The organism is Ensifer sp. Root31 (genome assembly GCF_001424825.1).
GTDB classification, from domain to species: Bacteria; Pseudomonadota; Alphaproteobacteria; order Rhizobiales; family Rhizobiaceae; genus Ensifer; species Ensifer canadensis.
In genome coordinates, this window is sequence record NZ_LMCO01000009.1 from 93928 (window position 1) to 118183 (window position 24256).

Here is a 24256-nt window from a genome sequence, read left to right on the forward strand (position 1 = left end):
ATGTTGTGCCGCGGCGTCACGCGTGCGGCTCGGCGGGCAGGGAAAGCACGAAGCGGGCGCCGACGATCCGCCGATCCGGACCCATGATGTTCTCGGCCTTCAGCGTGCCGCCGTGCGCTTCGGCAATCTGCCGGGAGATGGACAGGCCAAGACCGGAGTTCTGGCCGAAGTCTTCGCCTTCCGGCCTGTCGGTATAGAAGCGTTCGAAGATCCGGTCGATGTCTTCTGCCTGGATGCCGGGACCATTGTCCTCGATATAGACGAGGCAGCGCGACCGGGAGCGCGTCAGGCGCACGACGATGCGGCCGCCCTGTTCGGGTACGAAGGAGCGGGCGTTTTCGATCAGATTGGTGATGATCTGGCCTATGCGCAGTTCGTAGCCGTTGATGGCGAAGCGCGCCTTGGGGCTGTCCTTGCGGTCGATGACGAAATCGAGCAGCACCGGCTTCTTCTTGCTGCGGATCTGGCGCGAGATATCGACGAGGTCGCCCAGCAGTTTTTCGAGGTCGATCACCTTGGCGTCGCTACGCGCAAGCTCGGCGTCAAGACGCGAGGCGTCGGAGATATCGCTGATCAGGCGGTCGAGGCGACGAACGTCATGCTGGATGACGTCCATCAGCCGCTTCTTCGATTCGTCGGTGCGGGCGAGCGGAAGCGTTTCGACTGCGCTGCGCAGCGACGTCAGCGGATTCTTCAACTCATGGCTGACGTCGGCGGCGAAATTCTCGATCGCCGCGATTCTGTCGTAGAGTGCGGTCGTCATCTCGCGCAACGCGACGGAGAGATTGCCGATCTCGTCCTGGCGCGACGAGAAATCAGGAATTTCCTCGCGCTCCTTGGCACCGCCGCGACGCACCCGGATGGCGGCGGCCGAAAGGCGCCGCAACGGATTGGCGATCGTCGACGACAAGAGCAGCGACAGAATGACGTTGACGAGGGCGGCTACCCCGAACACGCGGATGATGGCGAGGCGTTCGGCATGCACGATCTTGTCGATATCGCCGGCCTGGGTGGACAAGAGCAGCACGCCGAGAACGGCGCGGGACCGCTGCACTGGCACGGCGACCGAGACGATGAGCTCGCCCTTTTCGGTCACGCGGCGCACCGCACCACGCACGCCGGTCAGCGCGTTCATCACTTCCGGATAGATCGATCCGTTGCCGCCCGGCGGCTCCTTGTAGAGCGGCAGGTCGCCCGACTGCAGCAGGCGGTTGATCCAGCTTCCGAACTTTTCCTCGATACCGGTGGCTTCGGGATCGACGGGCGGCAGGTCGAAGCGCAGCACCTGGCCGCCGCTATAAAGGTGGCGCGAATCGAGCAGCAGATCCGCATCGGCGTCGAACAGGCGCGCGCGGGTGCGGGTCGGCGAGATCAGCCGCCTGAGCACCGGAGCCACCCGTTCCTGGATGATGGGGAAATCGAGGTCTTCGTCGCTCGGCAGCGGCGTGATGCTCTGGCCGGCCTGCAGCTCCAGCAGTTTTTCAGGATCGATGGTGATCGAATTGGTGTCGACGGAGGCGGAAGCCGAAATGGCGCCGGCGATGATTTCGCCCTGGGTCAGCAGGCTTTCGACGCGGGCGTCGATCAGCCCTTCGCGAAACTGGTTGAGATACATGATCCCGCCGACCAGAACCACGAGCGCAACGAGATTGAAGAAGACGATCCGTCGCGTCAGGCTCGAAAAGACGGCGTTGCCGAACAGGCGGCGAATCAGCGTGAACGAATAGGCCCAGCGCCGGCCTTTCGCCGATGTCCGTCCGTCAAGTTCATCGACATCGCCTTGCAAGACTTCCACCAAGTCTTTCCGCTCCCGCAGCGGGAGTATCCCCGCCGTATCTTCTGATTGCGACCAGGCGTCACCCGGATGTCGGGTTTCGCAGATCCGCGGATGTTCTTTCTGGTCTTCGGTCTCGTGGATCCGATGCCACCGGCCAAGCCAAGAGGCGGGTCAAAGCCTGCCGCCATCGCGTCGGTTCTGAATGCTCCACAAACGACGCGATGGCAAGTGCTGAGACCCCGCGTCGCTTCAGGCCATCTCGCGGAAGCGGTAGCCGACGCCGTAAAGCGTCTCGATCATGTCGAAGTCATTGTCGACCATCTTGAACTTCTTGCGCAGCCGTTTGATGTGGCTGTCGATGGTGCGGTCGTCGACATAGACCTGCTCGTCATAGGCGGCGTCCATCAGCGCGTCGCGGCTCTTCACCACGCCCGGGCGCTGGGCGAGGGAGTGAAGAATGAGAAACTCGGTCACCGTAAGCGTGACCGGCTCGTTCTTCCAGGTGCAGGTGTGGCGCTCCTGGTCCATGGCCAGCTGCCCACGCTCGAGCGAGCGCGAGGGCGTGTCGGAAGTCTTGGGTGTTCCGGCGGTGCCGCCGGCTGCAGCCGCTTCGCGGTTGGCCGCCCGGCGCAGGATCGCCTTGACGCGCTCGACCAGCAGGCGCTGGGAGAACGGCTTGGTGATGAAATCGTCCGCACCCATCTTCAGGCCGAAGAGCTCGTCGATTTCCTCGTCCTTGGAGGTCAGGAAGATCACCGGCAAATCCGACTTCTGACGCAGGCGCCGCAACAGCTCCATGCCGTCCATGCGCGGCATCTTGATGTCGAAGATCGCAAGCTGCGGCGGTCGGGCCAATAGGCCTTCGAGCGCCGAGGCGCCGTCGGTATAGGTCTCGACCTTGTAGCCTTCAGCTTCAAGCGCGATGGATACGGACGTCAGGATATTCCGGTCATCATCGACAAGCGCGATGGTCTGCATCGTGTTCAACTCCGTCATTTGAGGCCGATCGCCGGTTTCGTCTCCGAATCTGCGGCAACCGCGAGTCACGGGTGCGTTACTTGAGTATAAAGGTGGAACAAATTGTGGCGAAGCCCAAAATGCGCTCAAGCGTACACTCCGTCGCCCAGAGGCAGATATGGCGCAGGGAACTCGGATTCAACCGATTAAAAAAACGATAATTTTCTTTAAATCGATTAATATACTGAAATCATTATTCTTTTTTTGACGTCGCCTTGTTTTTGAGAGAGCATGCAAGTATGTTCCGGCCAGATTTAACGCCAATGGCCAAACACGAAGGAAGCTTGACCATGGAGCAACTCGGCACTCGCAATGCAGCGAACGGCTTGGAAAAACTCGGCTTTACGGATCTCGATGTGGTCCGCTACAACCTCGAAGCCCCAGAGCTTTATGAAGAAGCCATTCGCCGCGGCGAGGCTCAGCTGACGGCGCACGGCGCGATCGTTGCGCGCACCGGTCAGCACACCGGCCGCTCCCCGAAGGACAAGTTCGTCGTTCGTGATGCGTCCACCGACGATCAGATCTGGTGGGACAACAACAAGCCGCTGTCGCCGGAGCATTTCGCCGTGCTGCGCCAGGATATGCTTGATCATGCCAAGGGCATGTCGCTCTATGTCCAGGATCTCGTTGGCGGCGCCGACAAGGACAATGCCCTGCCGACCCGCGTCGTCACGGAATTTGCCTGGCATTCGCTGTTCATTCGCAACCTGCTGATCCGTCCGGAGCGTGGTGCGCTGGCTTCCTTCCTGCCGAAGCTGACGATCATCGACCTGCCGAGCTTCAAGGCTGATCCCGAGCGGCACGGCTGCCGCACGGAAACGGTCATTGCCTGCGATCTGACCAACGGTCTCATTCTCATCGGCGGTACGTCCTATGCCGGCGAGATGAAGAAGTCGGTATTTACCGTTCTGAACTACCTGCTGCCGAAGAAGGGCGTCATGCCGATGCACTGCTCGGCCAATGTCGGCCCTGAAGGCGATACCGCCATCTTCTTCGGCCTGTCGGGCACCGGCAAGACCACGCTTTCGGCCGATCCGACCCGCACGCTGATCGGTGACGATGAGCATGGCTGGGGAGAGCAGGGCGTCTTCAATTTCGAAGGCGGTTGCTATGCCAAGGCCATCCGTCTCTCCGAAGCGGCCGAGCCGGAAATCTTCGCGACGACCCGCCGCTTCGGCACCGTCATGGAGAACGTCGTTCTCGACGAACGCCGGGTTCCCGATTTCGACGACGGTTCGCTGACCGAAAACACCCGCTGCGCCTATCCGCTCGATTTCATCCCGAATGCCAGCGAAACCGGTACCGCGCCGCAGCCGCGCACGATCATCATGCTGACCGCCGATGCCTTCGGCGTGATGCCGCCGATCGCCAAGCTGACGCCGGAACAGGCGATGTATCACTTCCTGTCTGGCTACACCGCCAAGGTCGCCGGCACCGAGAAGGGCGTCACCGAGCCGGAAGCAACGTTCTCGACCTGCTTCGGCGCGCCGTTCATGCCGCGTCACCCGTCGGAATACGGCAACCTGCTGAAGGATCTGATCGCCAACAACGGCGTCACCTGCTGGCTGGTCAACACCGGCTGGACCGGCGGTGCCTATGGCGCCGGCAGCCGCATGCCGATCAAGGTGACCCGCGCCCTGCTCGCGGCAGCCCTCGACGGTTCGCTGAACGCTAGCGAACTGCGCACTGACGCGAACTTCGGCTTCGCCGTGCCGGTTTCGGTACCGGGCGTCGACGACGGCATTCTTGATCCGCGCTCGACCTGGGCTGATGGTAACGCCTATGACGCTCAGGCCCGTCGCCTCGTCGATATGTTCGTCGCCAACTTCGCCAAGTTCGAAGACCATGTCGATGGCAGCGTCCGCGATGCAGCTCCCGGCACGAAGATTGCCGCCGAATAAGCATTGCTGGCTATGATTCACGTGAAACCCGGCCTCAATGGCCGGGTTTCACTTTTTGTGGTTGCTTGTTTTCAAGCGGTTCGCTCTGTGCGCTGCAGCGCACGCGTCAAATGTGACGCGCAAAGGACGCTGTAAGGCTCGAGATCTGCTGCATAATTTTCTCCGTAAATCGATTCCGGTTTTAGGAATTATGCAGTAGAAAGCGCCAGGAGCGATCATGGCCAGCGACCCTTTATACATCAACGAACAGATCGTTATCGCCGGGTGGGAACTCAGCGAGCAATTCGTGCTGGCTGGCGGGCCGGGTGGACAGAACGTCAACAAGGTGTCGACGGCCGTTCAGTTGTTCTTCAATGTCCAGGCCTCGCCCGCGCTCACCGATCGCATCAAGGCCAACACCCTGAAGCTCGCCGGTCGCCGCGCCTCGAAAGACGGCGTGTTGATGATCGAGGCCAGTCGCTTTCGCAGCCAGGAGCGCAACCGCGAGGATGCCCGTGAACGGCTGAAGGAGATGATCCTGAAGGCCGCGGAGCCGCCGCCGCCACCGCGCAGGAAGACCAAGCCGACACGCGGCTCGATCGAGCGCCGACTGAAGGAAAAAACCGGTCGCGGCGAGACCAAGAAGTTGCGCGGCCGCCCGACTGGCGAGTGACTTGCGGTTGCGGATTCTTTTCGGCTGTCCCTTGTCTTTTGTCGCCAAGCGCCCTCTCTTATCGCGCAGGAACTTTTGCAGAAGGAGAAATCCATGGGCCTTTTCAGTTTTATCAAGAACGCCGGCAAGAAGTTGGGCATTGGCGGTGACGACGATGCGCCTGATGCCGACAGCGTCCAGAAGGAACTCGCTTCGCACGATCTCGGCACCAAGGACGTCCAGGTCGAAGTCGTCAACGACAAGGTGGTGCTGAAGGGTGTCGTCAAGGATCAGACGGCGTTCGAGAAGGCGGTCGTCGCCGTCGGCAACACGCTCGGCGTGTCTTCGGTCGAAGCGTCTGAGCTGAAGGTGGCGGATGCCGGTGCAGCGCCCGCGCCCGCCAAGGCCCCCGTCTTCTATACCGTCAAGAAGGGCGACAACCTCTGGAAGATCGCCGAGGCGCAGTACGGCAAGGGCAAGGGCGCCAAGCACACGGTCATCTTCGAGGCAAACAAACCGATGCTGACCCATCCCGACAAAATTTACCCCGGTCAGGTGCTGCGCATTCCGGATCTGGATGCCGCGTGACAGCCTTGTCGATGCGTGCATTTTCGAGCGTCGTTCTGGTGGTCGCAAGTCTTGGACTTGCCTCCGCCGGCACCGCGCAATCGCTGCGTGAGCCGGCTAAGGGTAGTTCGGAGCGTGCAGCGATCCTTGATGCCTTGCGGCCTGCCGTCGAGGCGGAGATGCGCGGTTCGGTTGAATTCGTCGTCACGACGATGCGAGCGGCGCCGAACTGGGCCTTCGTCCAGGTCGAGCCGCAACGTCCGGGCGGCGGCAGCATCGATCTCGCGCAGACCGGGTTTCGCGACGAGGCCGACATGATGGATGGCTTGACGGTGTTCGCGCTCGTCAGCTTCCAGGGCGGTCGATGGAATCTGGTGGATCACGTCGTTGGTCCGACGGATGTCGCCTATGCCGGCTGGTCTGAGCGCTACGGCGTCCCGGCAAAACTGCTCGGGCTTGAGGAGTGAGGGCAACCTCATGCAGGTTCTCCCGAAAGGAATAAAACACATCCCTGGCTTTCTCGACCGGGCCCGTCAGGAGCAGATCGTTGAAGCGATCAGGGGCGTGGTGCACGAAGCGCCGCTGTTCGTGCCGGCGATGCCGAAGACCGGTAAGCCGATGTCGGTGCGCATGACCAATTGCGGCCCGCTCGGCTGGGTGACCGACCGCGAGAAGGGCTACCGTTATCAGCCGCAGCATCCGGGGACGGGCAGGCCGTGGCCGCCGATGCCGGATGTTCTCCTTGAAATCTGGAATGCGGTTTCGGCCAGCGACAAACGGCCGGAAGCATGCCTGGTGAATTTCTATTCCGACGAGGCCCGCATGGGTCTGCACCAAGACAGGGACGAGCGCGATCTGGAAACATCAGTCGTCTCGATTTCCCTTGGCGATAGCTGCCTGTTTCGGGTCGGCGGCAGAGAGCGCGGCAGCCAGACCATATCCTTCAGGCTCGAAAGCGGCGATATCGTCGTGCTCGGCGGCGAGGGGCGTCTGGCCTTCCACGGCGTCGACCGGATCTATCCGAACACATCGACGCTGCTCAAGAACGGTGGCCGACTCAATCTGACGCTGCGCCGGGTGAACCCCTAAGGCATGTCGCGTCAAAATAGAGCGGCAGCCTTCGCGTCACGCCCACATTTTCCGCGAAGCCATCGCTGCGTATTCTCGGGTCGCACGCATGTTGCACGCTCAAAGCTTGCGCAGCGCCACCTTCTCGGTGAGGTGGTTGGGGCCTTTCTGCAGGATGAGGTCGGCGCGCGGCCGCGTCGGCAGAATGTTCTGGTGCAGGTTCTTCAGGTTGATGTTGTGCCAAAGTCCTTCGGCGATCGCGCGCGCCGCATCCTCGCTGATGGTCGCATAGCGGTGGAAGTAGGATTCCGGATTCTTGAAGGCCGTTTCCCTGAGGCGCATGAAGCGGCTGACATACCAGCTGTGGATCAGGCTCTCCTCGGCGTCGATGTAGATCGAGAAGTCGAAGAAGTCCGAGACCATCGGCACGATCTTGCCGTCGGCGGGCAGGTTGCGCGATTGCAGGACGTTGATGCCTTCGAAGATCAGAATGTCGGGCCGGTCGATGACCGTGTACTGGTCCGGCAGCACGTCATAGGTCATGTGCGAATAGCTCGGTGCCTTGACATTGGGCTGGCCGGCCTTGATCGCCGAGAGGAACCGCAGCAGCGCGCCGAGGTCGTAGCTTTCCGGGAAGCCCTTGCGATCCATCATGTTTTCGCGCTGCAGGACGGCGTTCGGATAGAGGAAGCCGTCCGTCGTCACCAGATCGACCTTCGGGCTCGACGGCCAGCGCGACAGGAGCTGGGCAAGGATACGTGCGGCCGTCGACTTGCCGACGGCGACCGATCCGGCAATGCCGATGACGAAGGGCGTCTTCGTCTCGCCGGACATGCTGAGGAAGCGCTTGCGCTGCTCGAACAAAAGCTGGGACGATTCCACATGCGCGGACAGAAGCCGCGACAGCGACAGGTAAATCTGCCTGACCTCGCCGAGGTCCACCGGGTCGTTCAGCGAGCGCAGACGCTGCACTTCGTCTGCCGTCAACGTCAGGGGCGTGTCCGCGCGAAAGCGGGACCACTCTTCGGCAGAAAACAGATGATAGGGCGAATAGTCCCGGTTCTGGAGATTGTCCGGGAGATCGACCGTTTCGATGTCTTGCGCAGCTAGGGTCATGGATCCTGCCGATTAGCCTTTTCCTGCAGACCGGATTGGCTTGTCCGCCGTGCAAGTTCGTCGAGCACATCCTGCAACGGAATGTCTGCAATTTTCAATACGACCATGAGATGATAGAGCAGATCGGCGCTCTCATCGACGAGATTCTGGCGGTCGTTGCGGATCGCTGCGATCACGGTTTCGACCGCTTCCTCGCCCAGCTTCTTGGCCGCTTTCTGCTGGCCGCTTGCGACCAGTTTCGCCGTCCAGGATTCGTCCGGTGACGCTTTGGCGCGCGCGGCGACGATGGTCTCGAGGTCGGAAAGGGAGAAATCACTCATGAACGAAACCCTGAAACTCAATCGAGACGCATGGCGATGCCATGTTCGGCCATATAGCGCTTGGTTTCGCCAATGCTATAGGTGCCGAAGTGGAAGATCGAAGCGGCCAGAACCGCCGTCGCATGGCCGTCGCGGATGCCGGCAACCATATGGTCGAGCGTGCCGACGCCTCCGGACGCAATGACCGGCGCACGCACCGCATCGGCAACCGCCCGGGTGAGCGCGATATCGTAGCCGCTCTTCGTTCCGTCACGATCCATCGAGGTCAAAAGGATTTCGCCGGCACCGAGATCGACGACGCGCCGGGCAAAGTCCACCGCATCGATGCCCGTCGTCTGGCGGCCGCCATGGGTGAAGATTTCCCACCGGTTCTCTTCGCCGTCCTTCGAGACTTTCTTGGCGTCGATCGCAACGACGATGCACTGGTTGCCGAACTTGTCGGCGGCTTCGGCGACGAACTCCGGGTTCTTCACCGCCGCCGTGTTGATCGACACCTTGTCGGCGCCTGCCAAAAGCAGCTTGCGGATATCGGCCACCTGACGCACGCCACCGCCGACGGTCAGTGGCATGAAACACTGCTCGGCCGTGCGCGCCACCACATCGAAGATGGTTTCGCGGTTGTCCGACGAGGCGGTGATGTCGAGGAAGCAGAGCTCGTCCGCTCCGGCCGCATCATAGGCGCGGGCTGCCTCCACCGGGTCGCCGGCATCGATCAGGTCGACGAAGTTGACCCCTTTGACGACCCGACCGTCCTTGACGTCGAGGCAGGGGATAACGCGGGCTTTGAGGGTCATCGGCTCATGCCTTTCTCGTGGCGCGGATCAGCGCCAGGGCTTCCTGCGGGTCGATGCGGCCATCATAGAGCGCACGGCCGGAGATCGCGCCTTCAAGTTTTGCCGCATCCGGGGCGATCATTCGCCGGATATCATCCATCGAAGCGAGACCGCCCGAAGCGATCACCGGGATCGAAACCGCATCGGCAAGCTCCAGCGTCGAAGGCCAGTTGATGCCCGTGAGAATGCCGTCGCGATCGATGTCGGTGTAGATGATCGCCGATACGCCGGCACCCTCGAATTTCTTCGCAAGCTCGATGACGCCGAGTTCCGACGCCTCGGCCCAGCCCTCGACCGCAACCTTGCCGCCCTTAGCGTCGATGCCGACGGCGACCTTGCCCGGGAATTTTCGGCAGGCTTCGATCACCAGTGCCGGGTCGCGCACCGCGACGGTGCCGAGGATGACGCGGGCAAGCCCGCGCGACAGCCAGTTGTCGATATGGTCAAGCGTACGGATGCCGCCGCCGAGTTGGACCGGGTTCTTGGTCGACTTGAGGATCGCGTCGACGGCAGCACCATTAACGGTCTCGCCGGCAAAGGCACCGTTGAGGTCGACCACATGCAACCACTCGAAACCCTGCTCCTCGAAGGCGCGCGCCTGGGCGCCCGGATCCGGGTTGTAGACCGTTGCCTGCTCCATGTCGCCGAGCTTCAGGCGCACGCATTGCCCGTCTTTCAGGTCGATAGCGGGAAAAAGGATCATGTATCTATCCGATCAGAGGTCGCCGGAGCCTTCAGGGCTTCCAACGCAGGAAATTCGAGATGAGGGCAAGGCCAAGCGCCTGGCTCTTTTCCGGATGGAACTGCGAGCCGGCCTTGTTGCCATTGGCGACGAAGGCGGTGACGGCGCCGCCGTAATCCGCCTCGGCCACAACATCGCCGGCATTTTCCGCGGCCAGATGGTAGGAGTGCACGAAATAGGCGTGCAGGCCGTCGTCGCCGGTGCGGATGCCGTCAAACAGCGGGTGCGTGCGGGCAAGCCGCAGCGTGTTCCAGCCGATCTGTGGGATTTTCAGCGACGGATCCGCCGGCCTCATTTCTACGACGTCGCCGGGGATCCAGCCGAAGCCGTGGGTCGTGGTCTTTTCCAGGCCGCGCGACGACATCAGCTGCATGCCGACGCAGATGCCGAGAAACGGGCGACCGGCCTCTTCGACGACCTCGGTCAGTGCCTGCTCCATGCCGTCGACGGCCGTAAGGCCGCGACGGCAATCGGCATAGGCGCCCACGCCCGGCAGGACGATGCGGTCGGCGGTCGCCACCCGCTCGGGCCTGTCCGTCAGGTCGATCTCTGCGTCGATGCCGGCTTCCCGCGCTGCCCGTTCGAAAGCCTTCGTTGCCGAGCGCAGATTGCCCGATCCATAGTCGATAATGGCGACGCGCATCAGCGTTCTCCGTAGGATTCAAAAAGCCCAAGACCCGGGCCGGTGTTTGCCGGCGCCTGTCTCGGCCAGTCGACAGATGGCCGCTCCGCTGCCTTTCGGTCGGCCGGGGCCACGTTTGCGAAGTAGATTTCCTCGGCGGTCTCAAGATCGCGCGCCGGCACGATCGAGCGCACCGTCCAGTTGCGGGCGATCAGGCGGCGGGCGATGAAAACAGGGCCTTCCAGCGAGACCATGAGGCCGAGCGCCAGATGCAACAGCAGCGCTGCCAGGAGGCCGCCACCGATCACCGACAGAGAGATTAACAAAATCTGCAGAACAGCAACTGCGATTCCGAAGAGCCACATGCGCTTGGCGAAAAGCCAGAGCGCCGGAAACAGAAAGGCGCCCCACGAGAAGCCGTCGGCGACGAAACGCGCTCGGTCATCGTCGGCGCGGGCGCCCGGCGGGGTCAGGATCATGTAAGAGGCCATGGTCATCAGCCAGATAATGACCGCTCAGGCAAGCGTACCCTTGGTCGAGGGAACGCGTCCGGCCTGGCGCGGGTCGATTTCGGTTGCCGTGCGAAGCACGCGGGCGACGGACTTGAAGCAGGTCTCGGCGATATGATGGTTGTTGGCGCCGTAGATATTTTGGATATGCAGCGTGATCCCGGCATTCTGGGCGAGCGCCTGGAAGAATTCGCGCACCAGTTCGGTGTCGAACGTGCCGATCTTCGGTGAGGTAAAGGCGACGTTCCAGACAAGGAACGGCCGGCCGGACACATCCACCGCCGCGCGCGTCATCGTCTCGTCCATGGCAAGGTCGAGCGAGGCGTAGCGGGTAATGCCGCGCCGGTCGCCAAGCGCCTTGGCAATGGCCTGGCCGATGGCAATGCCAGTGTCTTCGACAGTGTGGTGATCGTCGACATGGAGGTCGCCATCGGTCTTGATGTCCATGTCGATCAGCGAATGTCGGGAAAGCTGGTCCAGCATGTGGTCGAAGAAGCCGACTCCGGTCGCAATCTTCGACGTTCCGGTTCCATCGATATTGACGGATACGGACACGGCCGTTTCATTCGTCTTTCGCGAAACTTGGCCGGTGCGGCTGGACGTGGCTTCTGCCATCAGGCTCTCCTGTATGCGCTGGAGCCGCTCCTTATCAGGGGAGGCGGAAAATATCCAGAACCGCGGCTGAGATTCGAACGATTCGGGCAGGCGCCCGATTTACGGTCAACTGCGTGGCTCACCGGGATTTGCAATCGCGTAAGGCGCACTTACATAGGCTCCAAGCAACCAGGCTCGTTCGAGCCCCCAACGCCCCTGGTTCTGGGGCCGACAGGTATCTTCAATGAGTGAACACAATCCCTACGGAACGATGCATGCGACCACCATCATCACGGTGCGCAAGGACGGCAAGGTGGTGATGGCCGGCGACGGCCAGGTCAGCCTTGGCCAGACGGTGATGAAGAGCAATGCCCGCAAGGTACGGCGTCTCGCCAAGGGCGACGTTATCGCCGGCTTTGCCGGGGCGACGGCCGATGCCTTCACGCTTCTGGAGCGGCTCGAAGCCAAGCTGGAGCAATATCCCGACCAGTTGATGCGCGCGGCAGTGGAACTCGCCAAGGATTGGCGCACCAACAAGTATTTGCGCAATCTCGAAGCGATGATGCTGGTCGCCGACAAGTCGATCACGCTGGCGATTACCGGCAATGGCGACGTGCTGGAGCCGGAACATGGAACGATCGCCATCGGCTCGGGCGGCAACTATGCCTTTGCCGCGGCCCGCGCCCTGATGGACAGCGACAAGTCGGCCGAAGAAATCGCCCGCCGGGCGCTCGAGATCGCAGGCGACATCTGCGTCTATACCAACCACAATATCGTGGTGGAGACGCTGGATGGCAACTGACCAGGTTCATGTCAGCTTCGAACGGGTGGCCGATGACCACCTGCCGATGCTGCATGCCTGGTTGAGCGAGCCGCATGTGCGGCAATGGTGGGGTGATCCGGACAAGGAAGTCGTGTTGATCCGCGACGGCTGCGCCACGGGCGAAGTGGATGGCTTCATCTTCCATGTAGCCGGCGAGCCCGCCGGCTACATCCAGTCCTGGACACCGTCCGAATATGACGAAGAGCCGTGGGCGAAGGATCTGCCCGGCGATGTCCCCGGCGTCGATATCTTCATCGGCCCGCCGGAGATGACCGGAAAAGGCGTGGCGTCGCTGGCCTTGAGGGCCTTTGCGCAGACGCTTTTTGCCGCCGGCGCACCACGGATCGTGATCGACCCCGATGCGGGCAACAGAAGGGCCGTGAGGGCCTATGCGAAAGCTGGCTTCGTGCCCTTTGGCGAATGGATAGATGCGTCCGGCCGCACACTCCTGATGGAGCTGACGCGGACCGAGTTTGAGAGGAATACATGAGTACTTTTTCACCTAGGGAAATCGTGTCGGAACTCGACCGGTTCATCATCGGCCAGAACGACGCCAAGCGCGCGGTGGCGATTGCGCTGCGCAACCGCTGGCGGCGCCAGCAGCTCGGCGACGAGTTGCGTGACGAGGTCATGCCGAAGAATATTCTGATGATCGGGCCGACCGGTGTCGGCAAGACGGAAATCTCCCGCCGTCTGGCAAAGCTTGCCGGTGCACCCTTCGTCAAGGTCGAGGCGACCAAGTTCACCGAAGTCGGCTATGTCGGCCGCGATGTCGAACAGATCATCCGCGACCTCGTCGAGGTCGGCATCGGTCTCGTGCGCGAAAAGCGCCGGGCGGAGGTCAAGGCAAGGGCGCACCAGAATGCCGAGGAGCGGGTGCTTGACGCGCTGGTCGGCGCCACGGCCTCGCCGGCAACGCGCGATTCCTTCCGCAAGAAGCTGCGCGCCAACGAACTGGACGACAAGGAGATCGAGGTCGATATCGCCGAGACCGGCGCGCCGGGCGGCTTCGAAATTCCGGGCATGCCGGGCGCCAATATCGGTGTACTCAACCTGTCGGAAATGTTCGGCAAGGCGATGGGCGCACGCACCAAGAAGGTCAAGACGACGGTCAAGGCTTCCTATGAGGTGCTCGTCAACGACGAGTCCGACAAGCTGCTCGACAACGAGCAGATCCAGCGCGAGGCGATGAGGGCGGTCGAGGACGACGGCATCGTCTTCCTCGACGAGATCGACAAGATCGCATCGCGTGAAGGCGGCATGGGTGCCGGCGTATCGCGCGAAGGCGTTCAGCGCGATCTGCTGCCGCTGGTGGAAGGCACGACGGTTGCGACCAAGTATGGACCGGTAAAGACCGATCACATTCTCTTCATCGCCTCGGGCGCCTTCCATGTGTCGAAGCCTTCCGATCTTCTGCCCGAACTGCAGGGCCGCCTGCCGATCCGCGTCGAGCTGCGTGCCCTGACCAAGGAAGACTTCCGCCGCATCCTGACGGAGACCGAGGCGAGCCTCATCCGTCAGTACAAGGCTCTGCTTGAGACGGAAGAAGTGAAACTCGACTTCACCGACGATGCCATCGATGCGCTTGCCGACGTGGCAGTCCAGCTCAACTCGAGCGTCGAGAACATCGGCGCCCGCCGGCTGCAGACGGTGATGGAGCGCGTGCTGGATGAAATCTCGTTCAATGCGCCGGATAGCGCTGGCCAGGCTATCACGATCGATGCCGAATATGTGCGCAAGCACGTCGGCGATCTCGCCGCCAACACCGACCTGTCGCGTTACATCCTGTGACGCACGCGTTGCATCCTGTAACGCGGAGGTGGCGGCAATCCTTTGCCGTCAGGCAACCGTGAAGATGCAAGGCGCCTGTCTCTCGACAGGCGCCTTCATTTTTTCTAACACGGAAACCGCAATCGATCGTGGCCGGAGGCATCTTTCCGACACGATCCTGTCGTAGGAGCCGCACCGCTGGATAGGGCGTCTCCACCGTTCATAGGAAGAAGAGATCGTGCGTTTTACCGCCTGCATGCTCGCTATTGCCACGTTTTGCCTGACCGCAGGCCAGACGATGGCGGCCAATGTTGTTCCGCCGGGCAACCGGAACGTCGAACAACCCGGCATCCCGGGCGCATCCGTTCGCCGCACCAAGGCCGGCCGCACGTCCTTCGATGCCAAATTCGAGAAGGTGCGGGATCTGCTCGCCAATGACCGGCAGCTGATCAGCAAGATCAAGTCGACGTCGCGCGCCTATGGCATCGCACCGATCCACATGATCGGCGCCATCGTCGGCGAACATACCTACAATGTCGATGCCTACGATCGGCTGCAGTCCTACTACGTCAAGGCTGCAGCCTATGCCGGTAACAGCTTCCAGTTCGGCTATGACGGCGAGACGGTGGCTGAGTTCGTCGCCCGCCCGCAATTTGCCGACTGCACCGGAAAGAAGAGCTCCTATTCGCTGTGGAGCTGCCGCGAGCGGGTCTGGGACAGCGAATTCCGCGGCAAGTCCGTCGGCGGCAAGTCCTTCCCGAACAACCGTTTCAGCGCCGTTTTCTTCCAGCCGTTCTTTGCCGGCCAGACCTTTGGCCTCGGGCAGATCAATCCGCTGACCGCCCTGATGCTGACCGATATCGTCTCGAAGACGTCGGGCTACGAACGGCTCGACGAGAACAACGCCGCCGGGGTCTACGCGGCGATCATGGATCCTGATGTCTCGCTCGCCTATATGGCCGCCTCGATCCGCCACTCGATCGACGTCTACAAGTCGATCGCCGGCGTCGATATTTCAGGCAATCCCGGCGTCACCGCCACGCTTTACAATGTCGGCAATCCGGACCAACGCGCAGCAGCCCTTGCCGCCAGGAACCAGGGCGGCGAGACCCAGTGGCCCGAAGAAAACTATTACGGCTGGCTGGTGAACGACAAGCTCGTGGAGCTCGAAGGCCTGTTGTGATTCATGTGAAGCACTTTCCTTGATTGCGCCGTAAAAACCTGAAATCCTGGCGCAATCGAGAAAGGCCTATCACCATGGACATGCGTCCGGAGCCCTTCGAACCACCGGCTCCCATTCCTCGGGTCGGCGTGCCGTCCTACCTGAAGATCATCAAGACTGTTCTGCGCAATCCGCTCGAACTCTGGGGCGAGCCGTCCTACACGCTGCCGTGGATCGAGACCAAGTTCATCACGCAGCGCACCCTGATCGTCAACGATCCCGGCCTCATCCGCTATATCCTCGTCGAAAACGTCAGCAACTATGAGATGTCGAAGGTTCGGCGGCTGATCCTCCGCCCGATCCTGCGTGACGGTCTTCTGACGGCCGAAGGCGAGATCTGGAAACGGTCGCGCAAGGCCATTGCGCCGGTTTTTACCCCGCGCCACGCCAAGGGATTCGCCGGGCAGATGCTGCGCCGGTCGGAAGAGTTCGTCGAACGCTACGCGCACGCGAAGGTGAAGCCGTTCACCACCAATGTCGCCAGCGACATGACCGAACTGACCTTCGATATCCTGGCGGAAACGCTGTTTTCCGGTGAGGTCGCCGTCGAAAGGGAGGGCTTCGTCCAGAGTGTAGAAGAGCTTCTGCACCGCATGGGGCGCGTCGATCCGATGGATATCCTGCTGGCGCCGGAATGGCTGCCGCGATTGACCCGCATCGGCGGCAAGAAGGTCATGAACCGGTTCCGGTCGATCGTCTCGGAAACGATGGCGATGAGGCGCCAGCGCATGGCGACGGACCCAGCAGGCACGCCCAACGATTTCCTCACATTGCTGCTGCAGACGGAGGGCGCAAACGGCCTTTCGACGCAAGAGATCGAGGACAATATCCTCACCTTCATCGGCGCCGGGCATGAGACCACTGCCCGGGCGTTGGCCTGGACGCTCTATTGCGTCGCCAACACGCCGGCTTTCCGCGAGACGATGGAGGCGGAGATCGACACCGTGCTCAAGAGCGGTGCCGAACCGGTCGAATGGCTGAACCTGATGCCGCATGTGCTGGCGGCCTTCGAGGAGGCGATGCGTCTCTACCCGCCGGCGCCGTCGATCAATCGCGCCGCCATCGAGGAGGACGAATGGACGTCACCGTCCGGCGAGCGCGTCAGGATACCCAAGGGCATCGCGGTTCTGGTGATGCCGTGGACGTTGCACCGTCACGTGCTCTACTGGGACCGGCCGCGCGCCTTCATGCCCGAGCGTTTCCTGCCGGAAAACCGCGAGAAGCTGCATCGTTTTCAGTATCTGCCTTTCGGCGCCGGACCGCGCATCTGCATCGGCGCGACCTTCGCGCTGCAGGAGGCGGTCATTGCGCTTGCCGTCCTGATGCATCGGTTCCGTTTCGACGTCACCGACGAGACCCGGCCCTGGCCGGTGCAGAGGCTGACTACTCAACCGCGGGGCGGCTTGCCGATGCGGGTTTCGGCTCGCTGAAGGTCTTGCCGGGAATAGCCGATTGCACGCCACGCACCGGCGAATCCGCCGGCATCGGCTGCGGCAACAGCTTCGATGGCTTCTTGATGGTCTTGATCGCGGCGCAGGTCGCATCCCCGACATTGTCGCAGGGCTTGTAGACGACGATCTCGCTGCCGGCACCGTCGTCCCACACCGCCTGGATCGTCAATGTCTTGGCCTCGTTTGCGGGCAGCGAGATGTAGACATACTCGGCCGTTTCGTCGGCGGGCAGGTTGAAGGGGATCTGCGGATTGCATTTTGCCAAGGGGAAGCGCTTGTCGAGAGCGTCCGAGTTGATCGAGTAGCGGATTTCCGATAGCCGGCAATGCATCGTCTGCAGCGCGGTAAAATAGATCAGCTGCCGGTCGTCGTAGTTGCGAAACTGGATCCACCCGGTCTGCTTGTTGGCGTCGAGCATCGCCTTGTAGATCGAGACGTCGGGCAGTTGCGGCTTGTATTCCTCCTCCACGGCGTCCTGCGCGCCGCCCGGCTGGGCGAAGAGCAGACCTGCCGCAAGAATGCCGGCGACTGCCGAAGCTCTGGAAAACGTCATGCCGCACCCCCGTTCGTATCGTGTCGCTCTGCTGACTGCGAATGTCCGCGACACGATGGCCTTCTCTTCCAATATGTCATATCACCGGATCGATCCCCATTGAACCCGGCGCTACCCCGGGCCGAAACACTGGACTGGCTTGAATTGACGTCCCATTTTCTTCTCGGCATCGATACCGGCGGAACCTACACCGACGCCGTTCTCTTCAGCGAAACGGCGGGTGTCGTCGCCAAGGCAAAGGCGCTGACGACCCGCCACGATCTGGCCGTCGGGATTTCCGGCGCGGTGGAATCCGTCTTGGAGAAGGCCGGCGTCCCGGCTTCCGCCATCGGCCTCGTATCCCTGTCGACCACGCTTGCGACCAACGCGCTCGTCGAGGGCCAGGGCGGCCGTGCCGGCCTGGTGATGATCGGCTTCGGGCCAGACGATCTCAAGCGTGACGGGCTGCAGGATGCGCTCGGCTCCGATCCGGTGATCTTCCTGCCGGGCGGTCACAACGTTCACGGCGGCGAGACGCCGCTCGACATGACCGCGCTCGATGAGGCCCTGCCGACCTTGGCCAATCAGGTTTCCTCCTTTGCGATCGCCGGCTATTTTGCCGTCCGCAATCCGGATCACGAGAAGCGGGTGCGCGACCGCATCCGCGAAGTCTCGCATCTGCCGGTTACCTGCAGCCATGAGCTTTCGTCCAAGCTCGGCGGCCCGCGCCGGGCGCTGACGACACTGCTGAACGCCCGGCTCGTCTCGATGATCGATCGCCTGATCGGCTCGTGCGAGGGCTTTTTGAAGTCCCGCGGCATCGATGTGCCCATGATGGTTGTGCGCGGCGATGGCGCCTTGATCTCGGCCGAGGAGGCAAGACTTCGGCCGATCGAGACGATCCTTTCCGGCCCTGCCGCCAGCCTTGTCGGTGCGCGGCACCTGACCGGCCTCGACAATGCCGTGGTCTCGGATATCGGCGGCACGACGACGGATGTCGCGGTACTTGACCGCGGTCGTCCGCGGCTCGATGGCGAAGGTGCGGTGGTCGGCGGTTTCCGCACCATGGTCGAGGCGGTGGCGATGCGCACCTATGGCCTTGGCGGCGATTCGGAGGTCCGCATCAATGATCGTGGGCTGAAGGCGAAGATCGACCTTGGGCCGAGGCGGTTGATGCCGCTCAGCCTCGCGGCGGCGCTGCATGGCGATGCGGTGCTGTCCGTTTTGGAAAAACAACTGCGGGCGCAACATGCCGGCCGCAACAACGGCCGCCTGGCTGTTCGCACCGGTCTACCCGACCATCTGGCGAGCGGTCTGCAGCCACAGGAGCAGGCGCTCTACGAGCGCATCGGCACAGTGCCGATCTCGCTTGAAAACCTGCTGACCTCGACGCCGCAGCGGGCAACGCTGGACCGGCTGGTGGCACGCGGCCTGGTGCATATCTGCGGCCTGACGCCCTCCGATGCAATGCATGTGCTCGGCAGGCAGTCGCAATGGAGCGTCGAGGCTGCCCGTCTCGGCATCGAACTGGCAGCGCGCATCCGCGACGGCTCCGGCCAGCCGATTGCTGCATCTGCCGAGGCGATGGCCGAGATGATCGTCGATCGCGTCACGCGCCAATCGTGCGAAGTCATCCTGCAGGCCTGTCTCGGCGAAGACGGGGCAGGGGCCATCGACCCGGCGGTCTCGCAGGCAGTCGATCGTGCTCTGACCCGCGCGCCTGGTATCGTGCGGTTTTCGATCGGTCTCGATCGCCCGCTCGTCGGTTTGGGGGCTTCGGCCCCGGTCTATTATCCCGCCATTGCCGACATGCTTGGCACCGAGCCATCCATCCCTGATGAGGCCGATGTCGCAAATGCCGTCGGTGCGGTTGTCGGCCAGGTGCGGGCAACCGTCACCGTGTTCGTCACCACGCCGGAAGAGGGCATTTTCATCGTCAACGGAGCAGGGGTGAGCGAGCGTTTTCTCGATCAGGACCAGGCCTTTTCAGCGGCCCGCCGTCGCGCCGAGACGATGGCGCTTGAGGCGGCACGCACCAACGGTGCCGACGAGCCGGCTTCGATGCTGCGAGAAGAAATCGACGCTCCCGAGGTCGAAGGAAGCCGCAAGCTGGTCGAGGCACGTTTCATCGCGTCGGCGAGCGGCAGGCCGCGCATTGCCCATGGCTGATCTTTTCGATTTTGGAAATAATTCTTCGCATCCTTGCTGAATTGACAGGGAATGAATTGGTGAGAAACTGCCGGCCTTTCACGCGCGCGAGTGGCCTGTTTCAAGGAGTAAAAAGATGGACCGCATTGAGAAATACGGATTGAAGATCGATGCAGGTCTGCATGGCTTTCTGGTCGACGAGGCGATGCCGGGCACCGGCGTCGACGCCGAGCGGTTTTTTTCCGCGCTGTCGGAGATCGTCCATGACCTCGCGCCGAAGAACCGCGCCTTGCTTGCCAAGCGCGACGATCTGCAGGCCAGGATCGATGCCTGGTATCGCGAAAATGGCGCGCCGAGCGACCTCGAAGCCTACCAGGGCTTTCTGAAGGAGATAGGTTATCTCCTGCCTGAGGGCCCCGAGTTTTCTGTTTCGACTGATAATGTCGATCCTGAAATCGCTACGATCGCCGGTCCGCAGCTCGTCGTTCCCGTCATGAATGCACGCTATGCCCTCAACGCCGCCAACGCACGCTGGGGTTCGCTCTATGACGCCCTCTACGGCACCGATGCCATTTCCGACGAAGGCGGTGCGGAAAAGGGACGCGGCTACAATCCCAAGCGCGGCACCAAGGTCATTGCCTGGGCGCGCGACTTCCTCAATGCAAGCGCGCCGCTGGAAAGCGGCAGCTGGGCGGATGTTGCGTCGCTGAAGATTGCTTCCGGCAGCCTTTCGGTTGCGCTTGCGGGCGGAGCGAAGACGACGCTTCGCAACTCCGAGCAGTTTGCCGGCTTTGCGGGTTCGCACGAAGCGCCGTCGCAGATCGTTCTCCGGCACAACAATCTGCATGCCGTCGTCGTTCTCGATGCGACGACTCCGATCGGCAAGGATGACCCGGCTCATATTTCCGACGTCATTCTCGAATCCGCGATCACCACCATCATGGACTGCGAAGATTCGGTTGCGGCGGTCGATGCCGAAGACAAGGTCGTCGTATACCGCAACTGGCTCGGCCTGATGAAGGGCGATCTCGAGGAGGAAGTCGCCAAGGGCGGCCGCAGCTTCATGCGCCGCCTCAACGCCGATCGCGTCTACACGGCGCCAAGTGGGGGCACGCTGACCTTGCCAGGCCGCTCGTTGATGCTGGTGCGCAACGTCGGTCACCTGATGACGAATCCGGCTATCCTTGATCGCGACGGAAACGAGGTGCCGGAAGGCATCATGGACGCGATGGCAACCGCGCTGATCGCTCTGCACGATATCGGCCAGGGCGGCCGCCGCATGAACTCCCGCGACGGCTCAATGTATGTCGTCAAGCCGAAGATGCATGGGCCGGAAGAAGTCGCTTTCGCCTGCGAGATCTTCTCGCGCGTCGAGGCGGCACTCGGCATGCCCGCCAACACCATGAAGATGGGCATCATGGACGAGGAGCGCCGCACGACGGTCAATCTCAAGGAGTGCATCCGCGCCGCGCGCGAACGCGTCGTCTTCATCAACACCGGTTTCCTCGATCGCACCGGCGACGAGATCCACACTTCGATGGGAGCCGGTCCGATGATCCGCAAGGGCGACATGAAACAGGCCGCCTGGATCGGCGCTTACGAAAACTGGAACGTCGACATCGGTCTCGAATGCGGGCTTTCCGGCCATGCGCAGATCGGCAAGGGCATGTGGGCCATGCCGGACCTGATGGCGGCGATGCTGGAGCAGAAGGTCGCCCACCCGAAGGCGGGTGCCAATACCGCCTGGGTGCCGTCGCCGACGGCTGCGACCCTGCACGCTACGCATTATCACCGGGTCAATGTCGCCGACGTTCAGGCCGGCTTGAAGAGCCGGGCACGGGCCAAGCTCAGCGATATACTGTCGGTTCCGGTCGCGACCCGTCCGAACTGGACGCCAGAGGAAATCCAGCGCGAGCTCGATAACAACGCGCAGGGCATTCTCGGCTACGTCGTGCGCTGGGTCGATCAGGGCGTCGGTTGCTCCAAGGTGCCCGACATCAACAATGTCGGCCTGATGGAGGATCGTGCCACTCTGCGCATCTCGGCGCAGCACATGGCGAACTGGTTGCATCACGGCGTCGTCACCGAGGCGCAGGTGGTCGAGACGATGGAGCGCATGGCCGCCGTCGTCGACGGCCAGAACGCCGATGATGCACAGTATGCAGCGATGGCCGGCAATTTTGACGGCTCGATTGCCTTCCAGGCAGCGCTCGAGCTGGTGCTCAAGGGCCGCGAGCAGCCGAACGGTTATACCGAACCGGTCCTGCATCGCCGTCGCCGCGAGTTGAAGGCCCGGCTGGCCGCCTGATCAAGGCGGCGCCGGGCTTCATCAACGCCGGAGACTTTCCAGGAAAACTGCGAAGCGGTTTTCCGTCCGGAAACGCGAAAAACCAAAGACATAGGGCGTTTCCGTGCCTCCGTTTGGGGCGGAAACGCTGTAGATCAGAACTCGGCCCAGCCTTCGGTGGACAAGGCCGCGTTGCCCTGCACCGCATACCCAGCCGATCGTACCGCAGGCGGTCGGTTTCCGATGTTCGCGTGCTGTTGGGGCGTGACGGCGCGGGGCGGCGTCCGCCGCGCCTCTGGCTTGGCCGCGGCACGGGTTTCCCCGGAAAGTTGGAACCTTCCGATCAGGGCGCGAAGGTTCGTGCCTTCCTGGGCAAGCGTCGCCGACGCGGCATTCGCCTCCTCGACCATGGCGGCGTTGCGCTGCGTCACCTGATCCATCTGGTTGACGGCGGTATTGACCTCGGCCAGCCCTACCGACTGTTCCCGGGCCGAGGTGGCGATGGCAGCCATATGCTCGTTGATGGTGATGACGTGCGCCTCGATGGTCTTGAGCGCCTCGCCGGTGTCGCGCACCAGCCGCACCCCGCTCTCGACTTCGGAGCTGGAGCTGCGAATCAGTTCCTTGATTTCCTTGGCTGCCTTTGCCGAACGCTGCGCCAGTTCGCGCACTTCCTGCGCCACGACCGCAAATCCCTTGCCGGCGTCGCCCGCCCGCGCTGCCTCGACGCCGGCGTTCAGCGCCAAAAGGTTGGTCTGAAAGGCGATCTCATCGATCACACCGATGATGCTGGAAATCTGACTGGATGATTCTTCGATCCGCCGCATCGCCTCGACGGCATTGGCCACGACGACGGCCGACTGCGTCGCGCTGGTCTTTGCTTCGCCTGCCACGTCGCGGGCTTCCTCCGTCCGGCGCGAGGAATTGCTGACATTGGCGGTGATCTGGTCGAGGGCCGCTGCCGTTTCCTCCAGGGATGCCGCCTGTTGCTCCGTGCGTTTCGACAGGTCGTCGGCGCTCTGGCTGATTTCGCGGGTGCCCATGCCGATATTGCCGGCGCTGTCAGCGACGGCGAGCATGGCATCGTTGAGCTGCGCGGCGGCCTTGTTGAGGTCGTGACGCAACTGCTCGAACTCTGCGGAGAAGGGTTCCTCCAGCCGCACGGCGAGATCGCCGTCGGCCAGCCGCTGCAAGCCGGTCGCAAGGCCTGACGTCGCCTGGATCAATTTCTGCTGCGCGGCCTCTTCGGCCTCGTCCTGCATCCGCGTGCGTTCCGCTTCGCCATTGCGGCGGCTTTCCTCGGCCTCGGCCTGCAGACGAAGGTTGGATCGGGCCGCTTCCCGGAACGACTGGATGGCGCGGGCCATCTCGGCGATTTCGTCCTTGCCGGTCACATTCGATCCGTCGTCTTCGAGATGGCCGTCGATCAGCTTGCGCATCGCCCCGATCTGCCTGGCGAGCGGACCGATGACGCCACGTGAAACCACCAGGTAGGTTCCAGCAGCCAGCGCGAGAACGAGCAGGATGATGCCGATGCTGACAGCTCGCACCGTTTCGAATTCGCGATGCTGTTCCTGAAAGACCTTGTCCGACAAGTGCACCTGAAGGTCGGAAATTTCCGAGATGGTCTCGGTCAAGGGATCGATGGTTTCGTAAAGCGAGGTGCGAACGAAGCTGTCGAGCGCCGCAGAATCACGCTCAGACAGGATTTTCGTCAGCGTTGCGATCGAGTCCATCGCGACCACCATCTGCTGCTTGGCGTTCTCGACAAGCTTCTGCTCCTCCGGTGTCATAGAGGTCGCGACATAGGCGTCCCAATTGGCGGTTATCACCTGCCGGGCGTCGTTGACCGAGGCAAGACCGGCCTCCATCGTCTCGTTTCCGTTGCGCACCTTGTGCGCCGCATCGACGATCGAGACGGCAAAAGCGTCCGATGTTGCCTTCAGATTTTTCAAGGGAACGATACGGTCGGCATAGACCGCATCCATCGTCGCGCTGTTTTCGGCAAGCGCATGCTGGCTGTAGACGGCAATGCCGATCGCGATGAGTGACAACAGTGCAATCGCACTCAGGAGCTTGGTCTTGATCAGCATGGCGGTCCCTTGGTTAGGTATCTCTCGGCCACACTTTTTAATTAATTAGATAATCCTTACTTAATAAGGCGCTGAATTTCAGGCCTTCTTGCGCGTTTTTTGAACAAATAATCGCAACGGAACCGGAAGCCAGCCACCCTGGTTTGAAGCACCGGAAGCGGGGCAACTCTGCGTAGCGACGTCGAGGAAATATCGTCGTGGACGTTCGGCCAACAAAAAAGCCGCCGAGGAAT

The 24256-nt window shown here is 62.2% G+C and carries 23 protein-coding genes; 12 read left to right on the top strand and 11 right to left on the bottom strand.

The features are described 5' to 3' along the window. Window positions 1-16: 16 nt before the first annotated feature. Window positions 17-1798: a sensor histidine kinase gene (locus ASD00_RS10600; RefSeq protein WP_025425345.1), complete on the bottom strand. Its 1782-nt coding sequence runs from the start codon at window positions 1796-1798 to the stop codon at window positions 17-19. Between the two features lie 228 nt (window positions 1799-2026). Further along, window positions 2027-2755, bottom strand: a complete 729-nt coding sequence (gene chvI / locus ASD00_RS10605) for a two-component system response regulator ChvI (protein WP_025425346.1) — start codon at window positions 2753-2755, stop codon at window positions 2027-2029. Window positions 2756-3084: 329 nt separating this feature from the next. Between chvI and ASD00_RS10610 the strand changes: the two genes are divergently transcribed. The 5 genes from ASD00_RS10610 to ASD00_RS10630 all read left to right on the top strand — a co-directional run bounded on the left by ASD00_RS10610 (window position 3085) and on the right by ASD00_RS10630 (window position 6982). Then, window positions 3085-4695 carry a phosphoenolpyruvate carboxykinase gene (locus ASD00_RS10610; protein WP_025425347.1) on the top strand — a complete coding sequence of 537 codons (1611 nt, stop codon included), beginning with the start codon at window positions 3085-3087 and terminating at the stop codon, window positions 4693-4695. A 217-nt stretch (window positions 4696-4912) separates the two neighbouring features. Continuing rightward, a complete protein-coding gene (gene arfB / locus ASD00_RS10615) occupies window positions 4913-5347 on the top strand; it encodes an alternative ribosome rescue aminoacyl-tRNA hydrolase ArfB (RefSeq protein WP_025425348.1) in 435 nt (144 codons plus the stop codon). 93 nt (window positions 5348-5440) lie between these two features. Then, window positions 5441-5914: a peptidoglycan-binding protein LysM gene (lysM, locus tag ASD00_RS10620; protein ID WP_025425349.1), complete on the top strand. Its 474-nt coding sequence runs from the start codon at window positions 5441-5443 to the stop codon at window positions 5912-5914. Continuing rightward, a complete protein-coding gene (locus ASD00_RS10625) occupies window positions 5911-6360 on the top strand; it encodes a hypothetical protein (RefSeq protein WP_025425350.1) in 450 nt (149 codons plus the stop codon). Before lysM ends, ASD00_RS10625 begins: the two co-directional genes overlap by 4 nt. Window positions 6361-6370: 10 nt before the next feature. Next, window positions 6371-6982, top strand: a complete 612-nt coding sequence (locus ASD00_RS10630) for an alpha-ketoglutarate-dependent dioxygenase AlkB (RefSeq protein WP_025425351.1) — start codon at window positions 6371-6373, stop codon at window positions 6980-6982. 99 nt (window positions 6983-7081) lie between these two features. Here the strand turns inward: ASD00_RS10630 and coaA are convergent, their stop codons facing one another. Genes coaA through hisB form a run of 7 tightly spaced genes read right to left on the bottom strand, consistent with a single transcriptional unit; the run spans window position 7082 to window position 11718 of the window. Further along, window positions 7082-8077, bottom strand: a complete 996-nt coding sequence (coaA, locus tag ASD00_RS10635) for a type I pantothenate kinase (RefSeq protein ID WP_025425352.1) — start codon at window positions 8075-8077, stop codon at window positions 7082-7084. Then, window positions 8074-8397, bottom strand: coding sequence for a phosphoribosyl-ATP diphosphatase (locus tag ASD00_RS10640; RefSeq protein WP_025425353.1), 324 nt, complete (start codon window positions 8395-8397; stop codon window positions 8074-8076). Before ASD00_RS10640 ends, coaA begins: the two co-directional genes overlap by 4 nt. A 17-nt stretch (window positions 8398-8414) precedes the next feature. Further along, window positions 8415-9191 (bottom strand): imidazole glycerol phosphate synthase subunit HisF, encoded by a 777-nt coding sequence (hisF, locus tag ASD00_RS10645; RefSeq protein WP_025425354.1) that lies wholly within the window; start codon window positions 9189-9191, stop codon window positions 8415-8417. A 4-nt stretch (window positions 9192-9195) separates the two neighbouring features. Continuing rightward, window positions 9196-9933 (bottom strand): 1-(5-phosphoribosyl)-5-[(5-phosphoribosylamino)methylideneamino]imidazole-4-carboxamide isomerase, encoded by a 738-nt coding sequence (gene hisA, locus ASD00_RS10650; protein WP_025425355.1) that lies wholly within the window; start codon window positions 9931-9933, stop codon window positions 9196-9198. 31 nt (window positions 9934-9964) lie between these two features. Further along, complete coding sequence (gene hisH, locus ASD00_RS10655; protein ID WP_025425356.1) at window positions 9965-10615, bottom strand: imidazole glycerol phosphate synthase subunit HisH; 651 nt, start codon at window positions 10613-10615, stop codon at window positions 9965-9967. Next, a complete protein-coding gene (locus ASD00_RS10660; protein ID WP_025425357.1) occupies window positions 10615-11085 on the bottom strand; it encodes a DUF2628 domain-containing protein in 471 nt (156 codons plus the stop codon). Before ASD00_RS10660 ends, hisH begins: the two co-directional genes overlap by 1 nt. Before the next feature lie 24 nt (window positions 11086-11109). Further along, the gene (hisB, locus tag ASD00_RS10665) at window positions 11110-11718 is read right to left on the bottom strand and encodes an imidazoleglycerol-phosphate dehydratase HisB (RefSeq protein ID WP_025425358.1); all 609 of its coding nucleotides are present in this window, start codon (window positions 11716-11718) and stop codon (window positions 11110-11112) included. Between the two features lie 223 nt (window positions 11719-11941). Here hisB and hslV point away from each other — a divergent pair, with 223 nt between their 5' ends. The 5 genes from hslV (at window position 11942) to ASD00_RS10690 (ending at window position 16942) form a co-directional block, all read left to right on the top strand. Beyond that, window positions 11942-12499 (top strand): ATP-dependent protease subunit HslV, encoded by a 558-nt coding sequence (gene hslV, locus ASD00_RS10670; protein WP_025425359.1) that lies wholly within the window; start codon window positions 11942-11944, stop codon window positions 12497-12499. After that, window positions 12489-13010 carry a GNAT family N-acetyltransferase gene (locus ASD00_RS10675; RefSeq protein WP_025425360.1) on the top strand — a complete coding sequence of 174 codons (522 nt, stop codon included), beginning with the start codon at window positions 12489-12491 and terminating at the stop codon, window positions 13008-13010. Before hslV ends, ASD00_RS10675 begins: the two co-directional genes overlap by 11 nt. Then, complete coding sequence (gene hslU, locus ASD00_RS10680) at window positions 13007-14311, top strand: ATP-dependent protease ATPase subunit HslU (RefSeq protein WP_025425361.1); 1305 nt, start codon at window positions 13007-13009, stop codon at window positions 14309-14311. The genes ASD00_RS10675 and hslU overlap by 4 nt, the downstream gene beginning before the upstream one ends. Window positions 14312-14546: 235 nt before the next feature. Beyond that, complete coding sequence (locus ASD00_RS10685; protein ID WP_057206493.1) at window positions 14547-15473, top strand: DUF1402 family protein; 927 nt, start codon at window positions 14547-14549, stop codon at window positions 15471-15473. A gap of 74 nt (window positions 15474-15547) precedes the next feature. Continuing rightward, entirely contained in the window at window positions 15548-16942 is a 1395-nt protein-coding gene (locus ASD00_RS10690; RefSeq protein WP_025425363.1) for a cytochrome P450, read from the top strand. Here ASD00_RS10690 and ASD00_RS10695 read toward each other — a convergent pair. Next, a complete protein-coding gene (locus ASD00_RS10695; RefSeq protein WP_025425364.1) occupies window positions 16896-17516 on the bottom strand; it encodes a hypothetical protein in 621 nt (206 codons plus the stop codon). The two genes, ASD00_RS10690 and ASD00_RS10695, sit on opposite strands and share 47 nt — an antisense overlap. Window positions 17517-17660: 144 nt before the next feature. Between ASD00_RS10695 and ASD00_RS10700 the strand changes: the two genes are divergently transcribed. Both ASD00_RS10700 and ASD00_RS10705 read left to right on the top strand, forming a co-directional pair. After that, window positions 17661-19664 (top strand): hydantoinase/oxoprolinase family protein, encoded by a 2004-nt coding sequence (locus ASD00_RS10700; RefSeq protein ID WP_057206506.1) that lies wholly within the window; start codon window positions 17661-17663, stop codon window positions 19662-19664. A 115-nt stretch (window positions 19665-19779) separates the two neighbouring features. Further along, window positions 19780-21951: a malate synthase G gene (locus ASD00_RS10705; RefSeq protein ID WP_057206495.1), complete on the top strand. Its 2172-nt coding sequence runs from the start codon at window positions 19780-19782 to the stop codon at window positions 21949-21951. Between the two features lie 134 nt (window positions 21952-22085). On the opposite strand, the gene ASD00_RS10710 is transcribed toward ASD00_RS10705, so the two are convergent. Further along, a complete protein-coding gene (locus tag ASD00_RS10710) occupies window positions 22086-24023 on the bottom strand; it encodes a methyl-accepting chemotaxis protein (RefSeq protein WP_057206497.1) in 1938 nt (645 codons plus the stop codon). Between the last annotated feature and the right edge of the window lie 233 nt (window positions 24024-24256).